Origin of the sequence: Microbacterium sp. CR_7, from assembly GCF_041954755.1 — a bacterium.
GTDB lineage: Bacteria > Actinomycetota > Actinomycetes > Actinomycetales > Microbacteriaceae > Microbacterium.
Window position 1 is genome coordinate 230,013 of the sequence record NZ_JAVAYF010000003.1, and the last position, 17,403, is coordinate 247,415.

Consider the following 17,403-nt stretch of genomic DNA (forward strand, 5'->3'; position numbering starts at 1 on the left):
CATCAAGGAGAATTCGATGAAGAAGAACCTGCGAGCCCTGGCCGTCGTCGCGACGGCGACCCTGGCCGTCACCGTCGCGGGCTGCGCCTCCGGCGACACCGGCGGCGGCAGCGGAGACGGACCCGAGCCCGTCGTCATGTGGGGATCCTGGTCGGGCGACCAGGTCGACCAGCTCGAAGAGCAGGCGGCGCGATTCAACGAGTCGCAGGACGAGTACGAGGTCTCGTACGTGCCGCAGGAGCTCGTCGAGGAGAAGCTGCTGACGTCTCTCGCGGGCGGCCAAGTGCCCGACGTCGTGCTCTGGGACCGCTATCAGACCTCTCTCTACGCACCGAAGGGCGCGCTCGCCCCGATCGACGAGTTCGTGAAGGAGGATGCCGTCGACACGAGCATCTTCTACGAACCCGCGCTCGGTGAGATGGAGGTCGACGGCGAGCTCTACGGCCTGCCGCTGCTCGTCGACAACCGGTCGCTGCTGTTCAACAAGACGCTGCTGGACGAAGCCGGTGTCACGCCGCCCACGAACTGGGACGAGCTGAAGACCGCCGCCGAGGCGCTGACGGTCAAGGACGGGAACAAGCTCGCCCAGGCCGGCCTCGACCTCAGCGACCCCGGACTGTTCAACATGTACCTCGCGCAGGCCGGAGGCCAGCTGCTGAACGACGACGAGACGAAGACGGCCTTCAACAGCCCCGAGGGTCTCGAGGTGCTCGAGTTCTGGCAGAGCCTGCTCGACGCCGACGTCTACGAGCAGGGCTTCGGCGACACCGGCGACTCCTTCGCCGAGAGCAAGACCGCCATGAAGCTCGACGGCCCGTGGGCGCTGTCGACGCTCGACCAGGTCGACGGGCTCGAGTACGGCGTCGTGCAGCCACCGGCCGGGCCGAACGGCGACAAGGGCGCCTACATGGGCGGCTTCGGACTCGTGATCCCCGAGGGCGCGAAGAACGCCGAAGGCGCGTGGGAGTTCATGAAGTGGTGGACCACCGAGGCCGAGAACGGCGTCGCCTTCGGTGAGATCGCCGGCTGGATTCCCGCCAACATCGAGGCGGCGAACGACCCCTACTTCACCGAGGACGAGCATTACGCCGCCTTCATCGAGGCCATGAACTACGCGCAGACCCGCCCGAACGTGCAGGGCTTCTCCGACGTCGAGGGCAAGGCCCTCGTGCCGGCGCTCGAGCGCTTCCTCTCCGGCGAGATCTCGGCCGAGCAGGCGCTCAAGGAAGCCCAGGAGCAGGGCGACCAGATCCTCGCGCAGAACCGCTGACCGCCCCCCCCCCCCGGCTTTTCGAATCGCTCACCTTGCAACTTCGGGGGCTCGCCGGTTGCCAGGTGAGCGATTCGAAACCCACCAGACGAGAAGGACACATGAACGACACTTCCTGGTCGGCGCGAGCCGACATCGCCCAGCACAGCATCGACCACTGGTTCGGTGCCGACGGCATCCAGTTCCTGGCGAACAGCCATCCGCACGACCGCGGCAACACCGAGGTCTTCAACTACTGGTGGCTCGCCCACGTGATCGACGCCCGCGTCGACGCCTGGCTGCGCACCGGCGACCCCGCGTGGACCGACCGCGCGATCGCCGCTCGCGACAACATCGTCGAGCGCAACGGCGGGCAGCTGTTCAACGACTACTTCGACGACATGCTGTGGTTCGCGCTCGCGCTGGAGCGCGTGCATCGCGCGACCGGCCAGCAGCGGTTCCTCGACGAGGCGATCGCGATCTGGGACCACGTCATCGCGGAGGGCTGGAACGACACCCTCGGCGAGAGCCTCGCCTGGCGGAAGCAGCAGCTGTACTACAAGAACACGCCCGCGAACGGGCCGCTCGTCATCCTCGGCGTCCGGCTCAGCCGCCTCGACGACTCCCGCGACTATCTCGGCTACGCGCGGCGGGCGTTCGACTGGCTGACCGCCACCCTCGTGGGCGCAGACGGGTTCGTCGAAGACGGCGTCAACCGGGAGGAGGACGGCCGGGTCGACACGCAGTGGCGGTTCACCTACAACCAGGGCCTGTACGTCGGGGCCGCCGTCGAGCTGCACGCCGCCACCGGCGACCGCGCCTATCTCGATCGGGCCGTGCAGACCGCGATGACCGCGGTGCGAGAGCTCAGCGACGGGACCGTCTTCCCCGACGAGGGCGACGGCGGCGACGAGGGCCTTTTCAAGGGCGTGTTCTACCGCTACCTCGGCGAACTCCTCGCGGCTCTCACCGACGACGAGCAGTATGTCGACGAGAAGGCCGCGCTCGAGGACTTCCTCCGCGCGGGCACCGACGCCCTGTGGGCGAACGGCCTCGTCGACGGACACCTGCGCCCCGGCAACGACTGGTCGAAGCCGCCGGTCGAGTGGATCCCGTACTCGACGCTGCTCAGCGCGGTCTTCGCCGTGGAGCAGCGGGCGCGCCTCGAGGCACGGGATGCCGGGGCGGATGCTGCGGCGAGCGCCTCCGCCCCCGGCGCGACGGCGTCCGTGGGGGTCGTCGGCTGACGGCATCCTCGCCCCGCCCCCGCTCAGTTGGCACCTCCTGTGGGAATTCCTCGCGAATTCCGGCAGGAGGTGCCAACTCGTGTGAGGGGGAGCGGGGCTCGGGAGGGGCGGGCGGGGCTCGGGCGGGAGCGGGGCTCGGGCGGGAGCGGGGCCGGGGGACGCGAGGTCAGCGCCGCGGGGCGGCGGATGACGCGCCCACCACCAGCTCGACGGGCAGCACGACCTTCTCGATCTCGCTCGGCGCGGCGATCTGGCGCCGCACGGACTCGACGCCCTTCTCCCCCAGCTCGCGCTGCTGCTGACGGATGTGCGTGTACCGGAACAGCCGGGTGTCGAAGAAGGCGTCGGGGTGGTCGAAGCACACGATCGAGACGTCAGTCGGAACCGCGAGACCGAGGCGGTCGCAGGCCTCGCGCAGCATGAGGGCGATGTTGTACTCGCCGACCACGTATCCCGTGATGTCGGGATGCTGCTCGACGAACTCCACGAGACGGGCGATGTCGTGCTCGGTGGTCTCGGAGCTGCCCGGTACCGTCGAGCCGATCGTCCGCAGCTCCGCCTGGTTCTCCAGCGGCAGGTGGTTCATCGCGTGCGCATGGATGTAGCCGTTGCGGCGGTCGTCACTCGACGAGACGTGGCTGGTCGAGCTGATGAAGCCGATCGTCTGATGGCCGAGCTCGAGCAGGTGCTCGGTGGCCGCACGTCCGCCGGCGAGGTTGTCGGAGCACACGGCCGACACGGGGATGCCGTCGAACAGCCGGTCGAGGATCACGACGGGGAACTTCCTCGCGACGAGCTCGAGCGCAGCCGGCGGGATGTACTCCGATGAGCTCGGCAGCAGGATGAGTCCCTCGACGCCCGCGTCGACGAGGGCGCGGATGCAGGCGTCCTCCTCGGCGAGGTCGCCGCCCGAGCGCTTGATCACGACGTGGGTGTCGGCTCCGGCGGCGGCGAGGATGCCCTCGATGACCTTGTTGCCGAAGGTGTCGTCGAAGCTCGTGATGACGCAGCCGATGAGCGACGGACCGCCGTCGGACTCCCCCGCGATGCGGGCGGCGGATGCCGTGGGCGTGGCGCTCGTGACGACGGTGCCGATGCGCGGACGACGCATGATCATGCCGTCGGTGCGCAGCAGGTCGAGCGCCCGCTTGACCGTGATGGGGCTGACCTCGAACTGCTTCGAGAGCTCCGCCTCGGTGGGGAGCTTGTCGCCGACGGCGTAGGTGCCCTGCGCGATGGAGTCGCGCAGCGCCTCGTAGACCCGCTTGTAGAGCACGGCGCCCCCTCACCCGAATAGTTATATTTAATCTACAGGGTGCGGGGGCGTCGCGCCGGGAATCAGCGTCCCGATGTCCGCAGCTCCACGGCCACCGTCTCGAACGGCGCCAGCTCCAGCGTCACCGCGCCGTCATCGACCGAGAGGTCGCCGAGGGGATCGCCGAGGAGGGTCGTGCGGCGCGCGGCATCCGTTCCGGCGAGCGCGATCCGCACCCGCGACGGCTCGTCAGCGAACGACTGCAGCCGCACTCGCGACCACCCCGGCTCCTCGGCCGCCCCGACTCCGATGACAGCGATGCGGTCGTCGTCGAGGTGCAGGAACGAGGCGGTCGGCTCGGCAGTGCCTCGCCCGGCGGCTGTGGTGGCCAGCAGGGGGCGTGCGACCGCGGATGCCGTCGACACGGCCAGCGCCTCGACGCTCTCCGACTCCGCGGCCCGCACGCCGATCGCATACGAGAACGTCGCAGTGAACCCCTGCTCGATCGGGAAGTTCGTGTCCCACACGTTGTTGTGGAACCACGAGATCACCGTCGACGGCTCGTCAGGCGAAGTGCTGGCGGGGAACGGCGAGTACGGCAACGCGATCGCCCCGGTCTGCACGAGCGGAGCATCCTTCGTCGCCCAGGCGACCGCGTCGGCGCCCTCGGCGCCGTCCGCAACCGTGACCCAGTTGCGGACGGCCCGCATGTGCTGAGGCGCTCCCGGGATGTGGGCGATGCCGTCGCCGGTCACCCCTCCGGAGACCTCGAGCCGCACCGTGGGGTCGGCCGCCGCGAACGGGAACACGAAGTACCCGCTCTCCTTCACCCGCGTGACCGGCTTGCTGACGCGGTTCTCGATCAGCAGCGTCGGGTCGCCGTGCCGCAGACGCAGCGTGACCTGCACGGCGTCCACGCCGTCGGCGGGGAACTCGTAGACGAGCCGCTGCTCGATCGCGTCGTCCACGCGCTCCACGACGACGGCCGGCCGGCCGACCGTGCGCGACGCCAGCAGCTCGAGGCGCGGCGAGACCGAGAGCTTGTTCGCCAGGTGGTTCACCCCGGCCCCCGAGCTGCCGTAGGTGTCGTAGACGTAGCCGTTGAACCCGGCGAACGAGTCGCCGTTCACCCACTCGCGGCCGGTCGACTTCTCGACCAGCGAGCGGATCACCGAACGACGGTCGTCGACCTCGACCCGCAGATGCTCGTTCTCGAGGACCAGGATGTCCTCCCGGCGTCCGGTCTGCAGCGGATGCACGATCGGGGTCGCGACCGGTTCATCGGCGGGCACGAGGTCGAATCGCACCCACCCGACTTCCGGCGCGTCGGCGACCGGGAAGGTGATCCAGCGCCCTGACTCACGGTGCAGCGAGTTGCCCTGGTCTTCCACGGTGTGGGGCACGACGTCACCCGACCGCGCATCCACGACCGAGAATTGCGCATCGAGCGGGATCTGCGACTCCTTGACGAGCACCCGCGCGGTGGTCGACCGGGCGTGACCCGCCACGTTCACGACGACGAAGCTCGCGAGAGCTTCCTCCGCCGGAGCGACGGCCTGCCCGAGGTGGTGCAACGCCAGCTCGGTCGCGTCGACCGTGCGCTGGTGAGCGGCGATCGCGTGCCCGACCTTCCACTGCCATTGCCGCTCGCCCGAGTCGTATCCCTCGTCGCCATGGGTCCAGGAGTTGCTGGCTCCCCAGGTGTGCTCGTTGAACATCGAGATCGCCTCGTACGCCGCGCGGGCGTCGGCTGCCTCCGACGCGACCGAATCGCCGCCGCTCCACCGGGACAGTTGCGAGATCGAGCGCGCGACCGGGGCCGCAGCCTGGGCCTCACGGGCGAGGGCGAGCGGCACCGCGCCCGACCCGACGCCCTCCACCCACCAGTCTCCCCAGTCGCCCTCGAAGGTCACGAGCTCCTCGCCGTAACGCGCCTCGGCCTCCTCGAAGAAGTCCTCGTTGCGCGAGACGCGCAGCCGCGGATACTCCCACGTCTCGTTCCACTGCCGCACCTGCTCCGAGAGGTGGAGGCGAGCGGGGCCGTTGTCGCCCATGAAGCCCTGCGTGCGCACGTGGAGCACGTCCCACGGGTAGGGCTGACGGCCGGGGTCTTCCTCGCCGTGCGCACCGAACACACCCGGGGGGAACGGATAGCCCTTCGTCGACAGCGACGTGAGGTACGCGGAGAACACGGTCTCCAGGGTCTCGAACGACTCGGTGAACCCGACCATCGGCCCCTCGATGTACGCGAGGCCGTGCGGGCTGTCGGTCATCCACACGAGCACCGACTTGCCCGCCGGCGACTGCCAGCGGAACATCCGGGGATTGTCGAGACCGCCGTTGCGATGCGGTTCGGATCGCCCAGCCCAGTTGTGCGCGACGGCGAGATACCGCACCCCGAGGTCGGACAGCGCGTCGGGAAGACCGGCGACCTGGCCGGGCACGTCGGTCTGCATCGCGCTGCGGAACGCGATGCCGTACTGGTCGCGGATGCGACGCGCCGAGGCGAGCAGCTCGTGCAGCTCGTCGGTCGAGCACGTGTCGGTGTGCAGGTTGTACGGCATCGCGCTCAGCCCGATCGACCCCTCCTTCACCAGGCGCACGAGCTCGTCGATCTCGGCCGGGGTGCGATGGCGCTCCCAGTCGTCGAACGACCACAGCGCCTCGGCGTTCCAGCGGAACCGCGACTCCTCCGGCCAGTCTGCGGTGCGATGGATCAGCTCGACGGCCGAATCGAGGTACGACCGCTGGTTGGCGATCACCGCCGCCTGCGGGTCGGTGTAGCCGAAGTCGAAGTGCGAGTGATGCACCACGTGCACGCTCCACGGTCGGACGCCGTCGAGCCGTACGGAAATCGACTCCTCCCCGAGTTCGGGCACGCGCACCACCACATCGACGGGGTCGGCGGATGCGGGTACGAGCACGCGCACGGATCCTGCCGGAGCCGTCGCCCGGTCGAGAGCGAGCGAGCGACCGTCCGCATCGGCGATCTGCACATCGAGCGCGTCGGCGTCGGCGGCGCGGTCTCCTTCGATCACCACCCGGACGCTGCGAGCGCTCTGCCCGCCCGCCTGCCGCTGCAACGGCTCGGGGATGACGCGGACGGCGTGCGAGCCCACGGTGGCGACAGCGGCGGTCGCTCGTTGGAGAAGGCCTTCGCGGGCCTCCTCTCCGGTCCACGGGCTTGCGGAGATCAAAGACGGTTTCATGATCGGATGCTCCAGGGTCGGGGTGCGGGGGATCAGTCGGAAGTTGGGGGATCGGTCGGGTGCTGCCGCGGTCAGACGGAGGCGGGAAGGTCGCGGCTGCGGAGCCAGTGGGCGGCGCCGAGCAGTGGCGCGGCGTCGAGAAGCCGCGAGGGAGTCACGTCGAGCCGGTCCGGGGCGCCGCCGCGTGCGAGTCCGTCGAGGAGAGCGTCGACGAGCACCGGCCAGGACCGCACCATCGAGCCGCCGACGGTGAGCCGATCGGCGCGAAACGACGCGAGCCAGGGTGCGAGCGCGCGTCCGAGGGCGCGCATCGCGTGGTCGAGCACGGCCGCGGCATCCGCCTGTCCCTCCGCCGCCTCGGCGGCGATCTGCTTCACGGTGCACGAACGGCCCGTGCGGCGGGTGTGGTCGGCGACGATGGCCCTCGTCGAGATCGTGTCCTCGAGGGGTCGGCCCTCGAACTCCAGCGGGTACACCCAGCCGTCGGGCGGGACGCCGTCACCCCCGGTCACGATCCGCCCGTGATCGAGGAAGGCCGAGCCGACTCCGGTGCCGAGCGTGACGCACACCTGGCGGTCTGCGCGGGTGTCGGCGCCGAACGCCCACTCCCCCAGCGCGTATGCGGCGGCGTCGTTCACGAAGGAGATGCGGTCAGGCGCGAGGCCGAGACGTGAGGCCATGCCCGCCCCCACATCGACGCCGCGGAGGGCGTCGAACTTGGCGACGTCGCCGAAGATGCCGACGCCCCGCTCGTAGTCGAACGGGCCCGGCATCGCGACGACCCACCGGGTCACGAGCGACGCCGTGAGCCGCTGCACAGGTGCGACGAACCCGTCGAGGAGCGCGTCCGCCGACAGAGCGGGGTCGAGCGCTCGTGTCCCCGACTCCACGATCCGTGCCGACGACCCGAGCAGCTCGACGACCGCCGCCGTCGCGTGACTCCCGCCGACCTCCACGACCCCGCACAGCGACGCCTCCACCGTTGCGGTGGCGCTGCTCGCATCGTCGCTCATCACTCGTACTCTCGCATCCTGCATCGCACCACGCATCGGTCAGTACTGCCCCAGAGCGAGGCCGCGCTGGAACGTGCGCTGCGTGAACATGAACAGCAGAGCGGTCGGGATGGACACGAGCAACGCCGCCGTCAAGAGCACCGTGAAGGCCGACCCGCCGCCCTGCACCGACTGCAGCGCCTGCAGCAGGGGCATCACGGGACGGGTCTCCGAGCTCTGGGTGAGGATGAGCGCGAGCAGGAAGTCGTTCCACACCCAGGTCGCCTGCAGGATGAAGACGACTACGAGCGCACTGCGTGACATCGGCAGGTAGATCTGGGTGAAGATGCGCCAGGGCTTCGCGCCGTCGACGACGGCCGCCTCGAACACCGACTCAGCGATGCCCGCGAAGAAGTTGCGCATCACGAACGCCGAGAAGGGCAGGCACACGACCGAGTAGATGAGGATCATGCCCACCGCGGTGTCGAAGAGTCCGACCTGCGAGTAGGCCGCGAAGAGCGGGATCACCATGAGCTGCAGCGGGAAGACCGTGCCGCAGAAGATGACGAAGAACCAGAAGAACCCGTGCTTCAGCTTCAGCGCGATCACGGCATAGCCGACGGCCGCGCCGAGCACGACGGCGATGACCGGCGCGATGATGGCGTACACGAGGGTGATGAACAGGCCGGACGGCACATCGGTCGTCGTGAAGACGTCGACGATGTTCGTCCACAGACTCCCGAGGTTGCCCGGTTCCCACAGTCGCGAGCCGGAGTACTCCGAGGTCACCTTGCCCGCATTCGCGAGGAGCAGGTAGATCGGAAGGAGCCACACGATGCCCATGGCGATGAGGATGCCGTAGCGGAGGATCTTCGAGATCATGCGCGTCGCGCTCCCTTCGGTGCGCTCTCGCCGAGCGACAGCTGGCGGCGCAGGTAGATGACGGATGCGGCGACGGTGACGACCGTGAGGAAGATGGCCACGGCCGAGCCCATGCCGTACTCGTTGTTGAGGAACGTCTCGCGGTACATCGTGACGCCGAGCGTCTCGGACACCCGGTTGGGGCCGCCCTGGGTCATCGACTGGACGATGTCGAAGGTCTTGAGGCTGTTCACGATCGACAGTCCGACGACGATCGTCGTGGTCGGCCGCAGCAGCGGCCACACCATCGAGCCGAAGAGCCGGAACCCTCCTGCGCCGTCGAGCTTCGCCGCTTCCAACGGCTCTTTGGGGATCGACTGGAGTCCGACCGTGAAGAGCAGCGCGTTCACGCCGACGCCCTGCCACGAGGCAGCGAGGATCATGACGACGGTGTTCAGCGGTGCATCCTGCAGCCACCGCAGCTCCGACCCCGGGAGATTCAGGAACGCGAGCGCCTGCGACAGGGCGCCCCCATTCTGCAGGACGAACGAGAAGATCACGCCGACCGCGACACCCGACAGGGCGTAGGGGATCAGGAACGGCACGCGCAGCCACGCGGCGCCGGGAAGCCCGTAGGCGAGATACGCCACGAGGAGGCCGAGTCCGACGGGCACGAGCAGGGTGCCGCCCACCCAGGCCAGGGTGTTGAGGATGGAGGTGAGCATCGCCGGGTCGCGGAACATCTCCACGTAGTTCTCGACGCCGATCCACTCGGGGTCGCCGAGACCGTCGTACTCCGTGAAGCTCAGGTAGACGGTGTACAGCACCGGGACGTACAGCGCGAGGATGACCACCACGACGCCCGGGCCCATGAAGGCCCAGGCGTCGCGCTGCCGCGCGGTGTGAGCCGGCATCCGGCTCAATGCTCGCTCCAGTACTCGTCCGCCGTGGCCTGGATCCCCTCCAGGAAGGGCATCGGGTCACCGGGGTTCGTCATGAACCCCGTGAACTGGTCGAGCGACGAGGTGAGGATCGGCGCAGGGGCCGCCTCGTAGTAGCGCAGGTAGAACGTGTACTTCGGGTCGGTGTACTCCTCGCCGATCTTCTGGAACTCCTCGGTGGATGCCGTGGCGTTCGGGTTGAAGGGCAGATTGCCCTGCTGCTCCGACCACGCGGTCTGCGCGTCAGTGCCCATCCACCACTCCGAGTACTCGAGTCCGAGCTCGCGCTGCGCCGACTTCTCGGGCACGCAGGCAGGGGCGGTCTCGATGGCCACCGGAGTGACCTCCTGCTCGGGGTTCACGTTCGGGATGGGGAACACGCCCCAGTCGGTGCCGCTTTCCAGCCCGACGGTGTCGAGCGTGCTCGCGTACCAGGTGCCGAAGGGGATCATCGCCACCTCCTGGTCCTTGATCTGCGTCTCGCCCGGGGTCTTCGAGCCGGGGTCGGAGAAGTAGCCCTTCTCCTTCATGTCGAGCCAGACGTTCATGACGTCGACGACCTCGGGGTCGGTGAACTTCGCCTCACCGGAGACGAGATCGTTGTACAGCTCGACATCGGTGCCCGCCGTGAGGATCTGGAACCACACGAACGCCCAGGGGTTGCCGCCCGAGTTCCAGAACGGTGCGACGCCGGCGTCGACGAGCGTGTCGGCGACCGTCATCATCGCGTCCCATGTCGTGGGGACCTCGAGCCCGAGCTCCGAGAACGTGCGCTTGTCGTAGTACATGACCCAGTCGTCGACGCTGATCGGGGTGCAGTACTGCTTCCCGTCGATCGTGTAGAGATCCTTCACCGACTCGCTGATGTCGCCGTCGGCGACCGCCTTCTCCCAGATGTCCGTCGTCTCGGCGACGAGTCCCTCCGACACCAGATCCTCGAGCGACGACCCGGTGTGCCAGGTGAACAGTCCCGGGGCCTTGTTCGAGCGGAACGACTGCTTGATGAACGCCTGGAACGCGTTCTGGTCGGCGTAGTACGCCGGGTCGAGCGACACGTCGATGTCGTCCTTCGACACGGCGGAGAACTTCTCGAAGTCCCAGCTCTTGTCGGTGACGAACTGCAGATCCGACGACGATGCGGAGGTCGAGCCGGCGCATCCGGCGACCGCTGCCACGGTGACGAGCACGGCCGCGCCTGCAGCCATTCTTCGCGAGAACTTCACACGGAACTCCTTCGTTCGGGTCGAGGATCGGTATCGCGATCATCGGATTGATATCGTTATCAGAGACGGACTGTAACACGGTCGAGAAGACGAGGGCAAGCGATCCATCGCAAGTCGTCGGGGGCACCCCACGGACGGATGCCGCTCGCTCGGCGATACCCGGGCGGGCCCGGATGTATCGATACCATGACGGCATGACCGGTCGCCCTGCGAAGAATCGAGGCACCGCCGCGCCCACCGTCCAGGACGTCGCCGCGGCGGCCGGCGTCTCGCCGATGACCGTGTCGCGGGTGCTCAGCGGTGGACCGAACGTGCGACCCGAGAAGGTGCAGGCGGTGCTCGACGCGGCCGCCGCCCTCGGGTACCGCCGCAACGAGAACGCCCGGAGCCTCCGACCCGGGCAGCGCACCGGCCTGATCGGCGTCATCATCACCAATGTCGCGAACCCGTACTACGCGCAGGTGCAGCTCGGCGTCGAGGAGATCGTGACCACCGACGGAATGCTCCTGCTCGTCGGCAACAGCGGCGAGGACATCGAGCGCGAGCGCGCCCTGGTGAACGACTTCATCGGGCGGAAGGTCGACGGACTCATCGTCGTCCCCGCCGGCGACGACGTCACGCACCTGCGCACGGCGGTGGCTGCCGGCATCCCGCTCGCCCTGGCCTCCCGACAGGTCGACGGCGTGACCGCCGACGTGGTGCTCGTCGACGACGAGAAGGGAGCGCGAGACGGCACTGCGTCTCTGCTCGCCCAGGGGCACCGTCGGATCGCCTTCCTCGGCAACCGGGCCTCGGTCTTCACCAGCCGGCGACGGCGCCTCGGCTTCGAACGAGCGCACCGCGAGGTCGGCGTCGCGATCGATCCCTCTCTGATGCGAGCCGGCCAGAACGACGACGCGGCTGCGCACGACGTGATGGTCGAACTGCTGACGAGCGACGATCCGCCGACCGCGATCTTCAGCGCGAACAACCGCAACACCATCGGCGCGCTGCGCGCTCTCGCCGAGCATCCCGAGCTCGCCGCGGGGATGCGCATCGTGGCCTTCGACGACTTCGAGCTGTCGAGCCTCGTGCCCTTCGACCTCTCGGTCATCGAGCATGATCCGCGCGAGCTCGGTCGCACGGCCGCCCGCATGATGATGCAGCGTCTCACAGCACCCGACAGCGAGCCGCAGCTGGTCGAGTTGCCCACGCGCTTCCGGGAATGAGATCCGCGTGATGCGTTTCCGGCGGACGTGATATACGTTGATAACGATATCAGCGCCGCGGCCTCCTCGGCTCCCGCGTCGGCATCCGGAACGAAAGGCTGCAGCGATGCCCCACACCCCCGCGCACGTCGATGAGCGTACGTCCTCCTACGACCGCCATCCCGTGATCGGACTGCCGCCGGGCGAGACCATCCGCCGTGGCGCCGATGTCTGGCGCGCGCTCCGCGGCGCCGCGGAGTCTGCGGGCGATCGGGCGCTCATCGCGATCGACGCCTACCCGGGCACCGACCTCGCCGCGCTCGCCGACGAGATCCGCGCCGGTCTTCCCGGGTTCGACATCGTCGATGCGGAGTCGGCGGCGCTGCCTGCGTCCGAGCTGGCGGCGCGATTCGCGCACACCCTCACCGACGATCGCGTGTTCGGCATCATGTCGCACGCGACCATCGACGCCTTCTACGACGCGGGGAAGCGCGACGCGCTGCGCGCCCGGGTCGAGCGCCGCACCGGTCCGACCGTGCTGCTCGGCTGGGGCGCAGCCACTCTCACGCGAGCCGACGTGACCGCGCTCGTCGAGATGGCGCGGTGGGAGATCCAGCTGCGCTACCGCCGCGGCATGCCGAATTGGCACGCCGAGAACGCCGACGAGGATTCGCTGCGCAAGATCAAGAGGGGCTTCTTCCTCGAGTGGCGCGCTGCCGATCGGCACAAGCGACCTCTGTTCGGCACCGCCGACTTCGTGCTGGACGCGAACCGGGCCGGGGCCACGGCCCTTATCACCGGCGACGCCTTCCGCGCGACGCTGGCCGTGGCAGCCCGCCGCCCGTTCCGCGTCGTGCCCTACTTCGATCCCGGCGTCTGGGGCGGGCAGTGGATGAAGCAGGTCTGCGGCCTCGACGCGTCGGAGGCCAACTACGCCTGGTCGTTCGACGGCGTGCCCGAAGAGAACAGCCTGCTCCTGAGCGACGGAGAAGACGTCTTCCAGATCCCGTCCATCGACCTGGTGTTCTCTCACCCGCGGGAACTCCTCGGCGAGCGCACGTTCACGCGTTTCGGGGCCGAGTTCCCCATCCGCTTCGACCTGCTCGACACGATGGGCGGCGGCAACCTGTCGCTGCAGGTGCATCCGCTCACCGAGTACATCCACGATCGGTTCGGCATGGCGTACACGCAGGACGAGAGCTACTACCTGCTGGATGCCGACGACGATGCCGTCGTGTACCTCGGACTCAAGACCGGGGTGGATCGGGAAAGGCTCGCCGCCGATCTGGCACGCGCGCAAGACGGGGAGATCTCGTTCCCCGCCGAGGACTACGTCAACACCTACCCGGCGAAGAAGCACGACCACTTCTCGATCCCCGCCGGCACTGTGCACTGCTCCGGAGCGAACTCGATGGTGCTCGAGATCTCGGCGACGCCGTACATCTTCACCTTCAAGATGTGGGATTGGGACCGCGTGGGTCTCGACGGCGTGCCCCGGCCGATCCACCTCGATCACGCGCTCGCGAACATCCAGTGGGAGCGCGACACCGCATGGACCGACGAGAACCTCATCGATCAGGTCGAGCCGATCACCGAGGGCGACGGCTGGCGGGAAGAGCGCACCGGCCTGCACGGGCTCGAGTTCATCGAGGTGCGCCGCCACTGGTTCACGGATGCCGTGCCGCACGACACGGGCGGGACGGTGAACGTGCTGAACCTCGTCGAGGGGGCGGAGGCGATCGTCGAATCCCCCACCGCAGCGTTCGAGCCGTTCGTCGTGCACTACGCCGAGACCTTCATCGTCCCGGCGGCCGTCGGCAGATACACGATCCGTCCACACGGCGCGGGTATCGGCACGGAATGCGCGACCGTGAAGGCATTCGTCCGGGGCACCGCCGTAGGAGCGAAGCACAGAGACGAAACGTCGTGAGCCGTTCTGCGGAGGGCACCGCGTTCCGTCTCGCTCGGCTCCGCCGTGCTCGCTCAACGACCGAGGGGGATGGGGCGGAGGCCCGGGCTCACCGCACAGTCGGAGGCACCGCCGAGATGAGGCCGAGGGCCACGCTGATGCGGTCGGCGGATTCGACGACGTCTTCCTGCAGCCGGTCGAGTCCGTAGTCGCGCATCATCGTGAGGCGGCCGGACAGCGAGATCGCCCCGACGGCCTTCCCGGTCGCATCGCGGATGGGCGCGGCGACGCACAGCCGCCCCAGGGCCAGCTCCTGGTCCTCGGTCGCGTACCCGTCGCGGGCGACGCGGTCGAGCTCGGCGTCGAGCGCGGCGTGGTCGCCGATCGTGTTCACGGTGTACTTCGGCAGATCATCGCCGAGCAGATCGCGTCGCTCCTGCGCGGTGAGGCCGAGCAGCAGGCACTTGCCCAGCGCGGATGCGTGCAGGGGCTGCCCGAGTCCGACCATCGTGTGCGACTTGCGCGCGAGCTCGCCCTCGGCGTGCGAGAGGTACACGGCCCTGTCGCCGACGCGTACGGCCACGTTCGCGCTGAAGCCCGTGCGCTGGGCGAGCTCCTGCACGGGGGTGCGGCTCTCGCGGTGGATCGGATACTGGTTGAGTCCGCGGCTCGCGAGCGACATGACCTCGGCGCCGATCGCGTAGCCGTTGTCGACCTTCGACACGTAACCCAGCTCTTCGAGGGTCGTCAGCATGCGGGCGATCGTGGATGCGCCGAGCCCCGTGGCGCGTGAGATGTCGGAGGCACGGGGCGGCCCACCCGTCGCACTCGCGATCGCCTCGAGCACCGCCGCCGCCCGGCCGACTCCCTGCTGCACCTCTGCCGCCATGCCCCCAGTCTCCCCTACGACTGCGCCTCACCAGGGCAGTTCGACATCGCGCCCGCTCGGCTCGGCGTACACGCGCAGGCTGCTCAGCGTCACGTACGCGTATCCGTTCGTACGGCTCACGCGTACTCGCACTGCGTCGAGCTGCTGCTGCGCGAAGTCGTGGATGCGGTGACGGTGCCTGTTCGCGGTCACCTCGGCGACCGTCGACCACGCGCCGTCGACCTGCACCTGCACCTCGTAGTCGGCGACGAGCTCCGGAATCACGGTGAACTCGGTGCGGTGGTGGTGCAGGTTGATGAGATCCTCGTCGACGTCGTCGTTCCACACGAGACGGACGGATGCCGCGGCGACGGGCTCCGGCCAGCGCAGCTCGATCCACTCCGGCGAGACGGCGAGCGCCTCGGCATCCACCCGTTCCGACGACCACATGCGAGGGCCGCCGTAGGGCCGGTTGCTGCCGTCGACGACCTTGTCCGCCGACCACGCGCGGGTCTCGCCGACGGCGCGGAGCGAGACGCTGCGGCGACGCAGCATCCGGGCGTTCCAGTCGGTGACGAGCTGGTGCTCGGCGTCGGGGATGTGGTCGTCGAACGCGGCGTCGTCGGCGCGCTTCGCGCCCATCGCGAGCACGCCGTAGGGGCGCTCGTCCGTGAGCACGAGGGAGACGTGCGGGTCGGCGCGCACGACGACGACCGCGTTCGCGGGACTCTCCGGGTTCCAGGCGAGAGGGGCGAGGACGGAGTCCGCACCCGCGGCGACCGGCACCTCGACCTGGGCGATCTGCTCGACGGGCACGGCGTTCTGCGGCTTGCCCGTGGTCCAGAGCTCGATGCGGAGCGTGGTGTCAGAGCCGACGACGACGTCGAGCTCGACGCCCTCGATCCGCGGGTCGACCGGGATCATCACGGCGATGTCGCGATCGAGCGGCAGCGTGTCGGCCGTGCGGTGCGCTCGGGTCGACACCTCGGTGAGCGCGCTCGACGCCGTGACCGTCGCCGCCGGCGCGAGGTCGCCGGCGTCGGTCGCGGAGATGCCGAACACCGGGGCATCCTCGCGGAGAAGCGCCGCCTGCAGCGCACCCCGGTGCGACCCGGCGAGGTCGCGGGGCGTGAGTCCGTCGCGGGCGAGCAGTGCGGCGGCCGTGCCGACGGCCTGCCCCTGCGTGGCACAGGTGGCCATGACGCGGGTGGAGCCGAACGCGATGTGCGAGGCCGAGATGTTGCGGCCGGCGAAGAGGAGGTTGGAGACGTCTCGCGAGTAGAGGCTGCGGAACGGGATCTGGTAGATGCCGTCGCTGTAACGCTGCAGCGCCCCCGCCTTCTCGGCGTAGACGCCCTCGACGGGATGGAGGTCGATCGACCAGCCGCCGAAGGCCACGGCGTCATCGAACGACGTCTGCTCCAGCACGTCGTGCTGCGTCATCGTGTAGTCGCCGATGAACCGCCGGTACTCGCGCTTGCCGGGGATCGCTCCGACCCACTCCAGGGTGAGCCGGTCGGCGTCGAACTCGCCGGAGTTCTTGATGTAGTCCCAGATGCCGTAGACGATCGACCACAGCTCGTCGCGGATCTGCTCGTTCGATGAGACGGTGTCGAGGTGCCCGCCCCACTCGATCCACCAGTAGTCGCAGCCGTTGTCGCCGGTGCGGATGATGCGGTTGCGCACGATGGGCGTCTCGCGGATGTCCTTCGCGATCAGCGGGGGCACGAAGCGCTCGGGCCGGCCGGCATCCTTCGTGTAGAAGAAGAGGGAGCTGCCGAGCAGCTCGCTGTCGGCGACCTCGGGCGCCCACGGCTCGTCGAACTCCGCGCGGGACTCGCGGCCGACGCGGTAGCCGGCTCCCGCGAGATGTCCGATCAGCCCGTCGCCCGAGCAGTCGAGGAAGACGGGGGCCTCGAACACCGTCTCGATCTCGCTGCCCATGGTCCAGCCGACCACGGCCGCGATACGCGGCGCCTCGTCGGGGGACGTCTCGTGCATCCGCACCTCGCGGACGTCGGTGTTGAGGTGCAGCGAGATGTTCGGCTCCGACCGCACGGCGTCGAGCAGCACCTGGTCCCAGTAGTAGGGGTTGCCCTCGGGGTTGCGGTACTGGTTCTCGAGCACGAGCTCGCCGACGATCCCCGTCTCGCGGGCGAATCGCTGCGTGCCGTGCGCGGTGGCGCCGACGACCCACACTCGCACCTCGCTCGAGGAATTGCCTCCGAGCACCGGCCGGTTCTGGATGAGTGCGACGCGCGAACCCATCCGCGCTGCGGCGATGGCCGCGCACGTCCCGGCGAGCCCCCCGCCGACGACCACCACGTCCACCTGGCTCTCCGCCTTGATCATCGGACCTCCTCGTCGCTTCGACTCATCAGACTTTACCGTTCAGAGGTTGCAGATTACCACTGAGCGGTAGTAGCTTCTCATCAGACGCTACGCTTGTGGTGTCCCCACCA

The 17,403-nt window shown here is 69.0% G+C and carries 12 protein-coding genes; 4 read left to right on the top strand and 8 right to left on the bottom strand.

The features are described from left to right. The first annotated feature begins 16 nt into the window (after window positions 1-16). Window positions 17-1,270, top strand: a complete 1,254-nt coding sequence (locus tag RAC81_RS07285; protein ID WP_375081734.1) for an ABC transporter substrate-binding protein — start codon at window positions 17-19, stop codon at window positions 1,268-1,270. A 101-nt stretch (window positions 1,271-1,371) separates the two neighbouring features. Further along, entirely contained in the window at window positions 1,372-2,496 is a 1,125-nt protein-coding gene (locus RAC81_RS07290; RefSeq protein ID WP_375081735.1) for a glycoside hydrolase family 76 protein, read from the top strand. 166 nt (window positions 2,497-2,662) lie between these two features. Here the strand turns inward: RAC81_RS07290 and RAC81_RS07295 are convergent, their stop codons facing one another. The 6 genes from RAC81_RS07295 to RAC81_RS07320 all read right to left on the bottom strand — a co-directional run bounded on the left by RAC81_RS07295 (window position 2,663) and on the right by RAC81_RS07320 (window position 10,977). Continuing rightward, complete coding sequence (locus RAC81_RS07295) at window positions 2,663-3,772, bottom strand: GntR family transcriptional regulator (RefSeq protein WP_375081736.1); 1,110 nt, start codon at window positions 3,770-3,772, stop codon at window positions 2,663-2,665. Window positions 3,773-3,834: 62 nt separating this feature from the next. After that, complete coding sequence (locus RAC81_RS07300; RefSeq protein WP_375081737.1) at window positions 3,835-6,960, bottom strand: hypothetical protein; 3,126 nt, start codon at window positions 6,958-6,960, stop codon at window positions 3,835-3,837. A 71-nt stretch (window positions 6,961-7,031) separates the two neighbouring features. After that, window positions 7,032-7,973, bottom strand: a complete 942-nt coding sequence (locus tag RAC81_RS07305) for an ROK family protein (RefSeq protein WP_375081738.1) — start codon at window positions 7,971-7,973, stop codon at window positions 7,032-7,034. 39 nt (window positions 7,974-8,012) lie between these two features. Next, window positions 8,013-8,834, bottom strand: a complete 822-nt coding sequence (locus RAC81_RS07310) for a carbohydrate ABC transporter permease (protein ID WP_375081739.1) — start codon at window positions 8,832-8,834, stop codon at window positions 8,013-8,015. Then, a complete protein-coding gene (locus RAC81_RS07315) occupies window positions 8,831-9,727 on the bottom strand; it encodes a carbohydrate ABC transporter permease (protein ID WP_375081740.1) in 897 nt (298 codons plus the stop codon). Before RAC81_RS07315 ends, RAC81_RS07310 begins: the two co-directional genes overlap by 4 nt. A gap of 5 nt (window positions 9,728-9,732) precedes the next feature. Further along, window positions 9,733-10,977 (bottom strand): ABC transporter substrate-binding protein, encoded by a 1,245-nt coding sequence (locus RAC81_RS07320; protein WP_375081741.1) that lies wholly within the window; start codon window positions 10,975-10,977, stop codon window positions 9,733-9,735. 194 nt (window positions 10,978-11,171) lie between these two features. Between RAC81_RS07320 and RAC81_RS07325 the strand changes: the two genes are divergently transcribed. Together RAC81_RS07325 and RAC81_RS07330 are read left to right on the top strand one after the other, a co-directional pair. After that, complete coding sequence (locus tag RAC81_RS07325) at window positions 11,172-12,185, top strand: LacI family DNA-binding transcriptional regulator (RefSeq protein ID WP_375081742.1); 1,014 nt, start codon at window positions 11,172-11,174, stop codon at window positions 12,183-12,185. 106 nt (window positions 12,186-12,291) lie between these two features. Beyond that, a complete protein-coding gene (locus RAC81_RS07330) occupies window positions 12,292-14,094 on the top strand; it encodes a class I mannose-6-phosphate isomerase (RefSeq protein WP_375081743.1) in 1,803 nt (600 codons plus the stop codon). A gap of 88 nt (window positions 14,095-14,182) precedes the next feature. Here the strand turns inward: RAC81_RS07330 and RAC81_RS07335 are convergent, their stop codons facing one another. Further along, window positions 14,183-14,962, bottom strand: coding sequence for an IclR family transcriptional regulator (locus RAC81_RS07335; RefSeq protein WP_375081744.1), 780 nt, complete (start codon window positions 14,960-14,962; stop codon window positions 14,183-14,185). 27 nt (window positions 14,963-14,989) lie between these two features. After that, window positions 14,990-17,293 carry an FAD-dependent oxidoreductase gene (locus RAC81_RS07340; RefSeq protein ID WP_375081745.1) on the bottom strand — a complete coding sequence of 768 codons (2,304 nt, stop codon included), beginning with the start codon at window positions 17,291-17,293 and terminating at the stop codon, window positions 14,990-14,992. Window positions 17,294-17,403 lie beyond the last annotated feature (110 nt).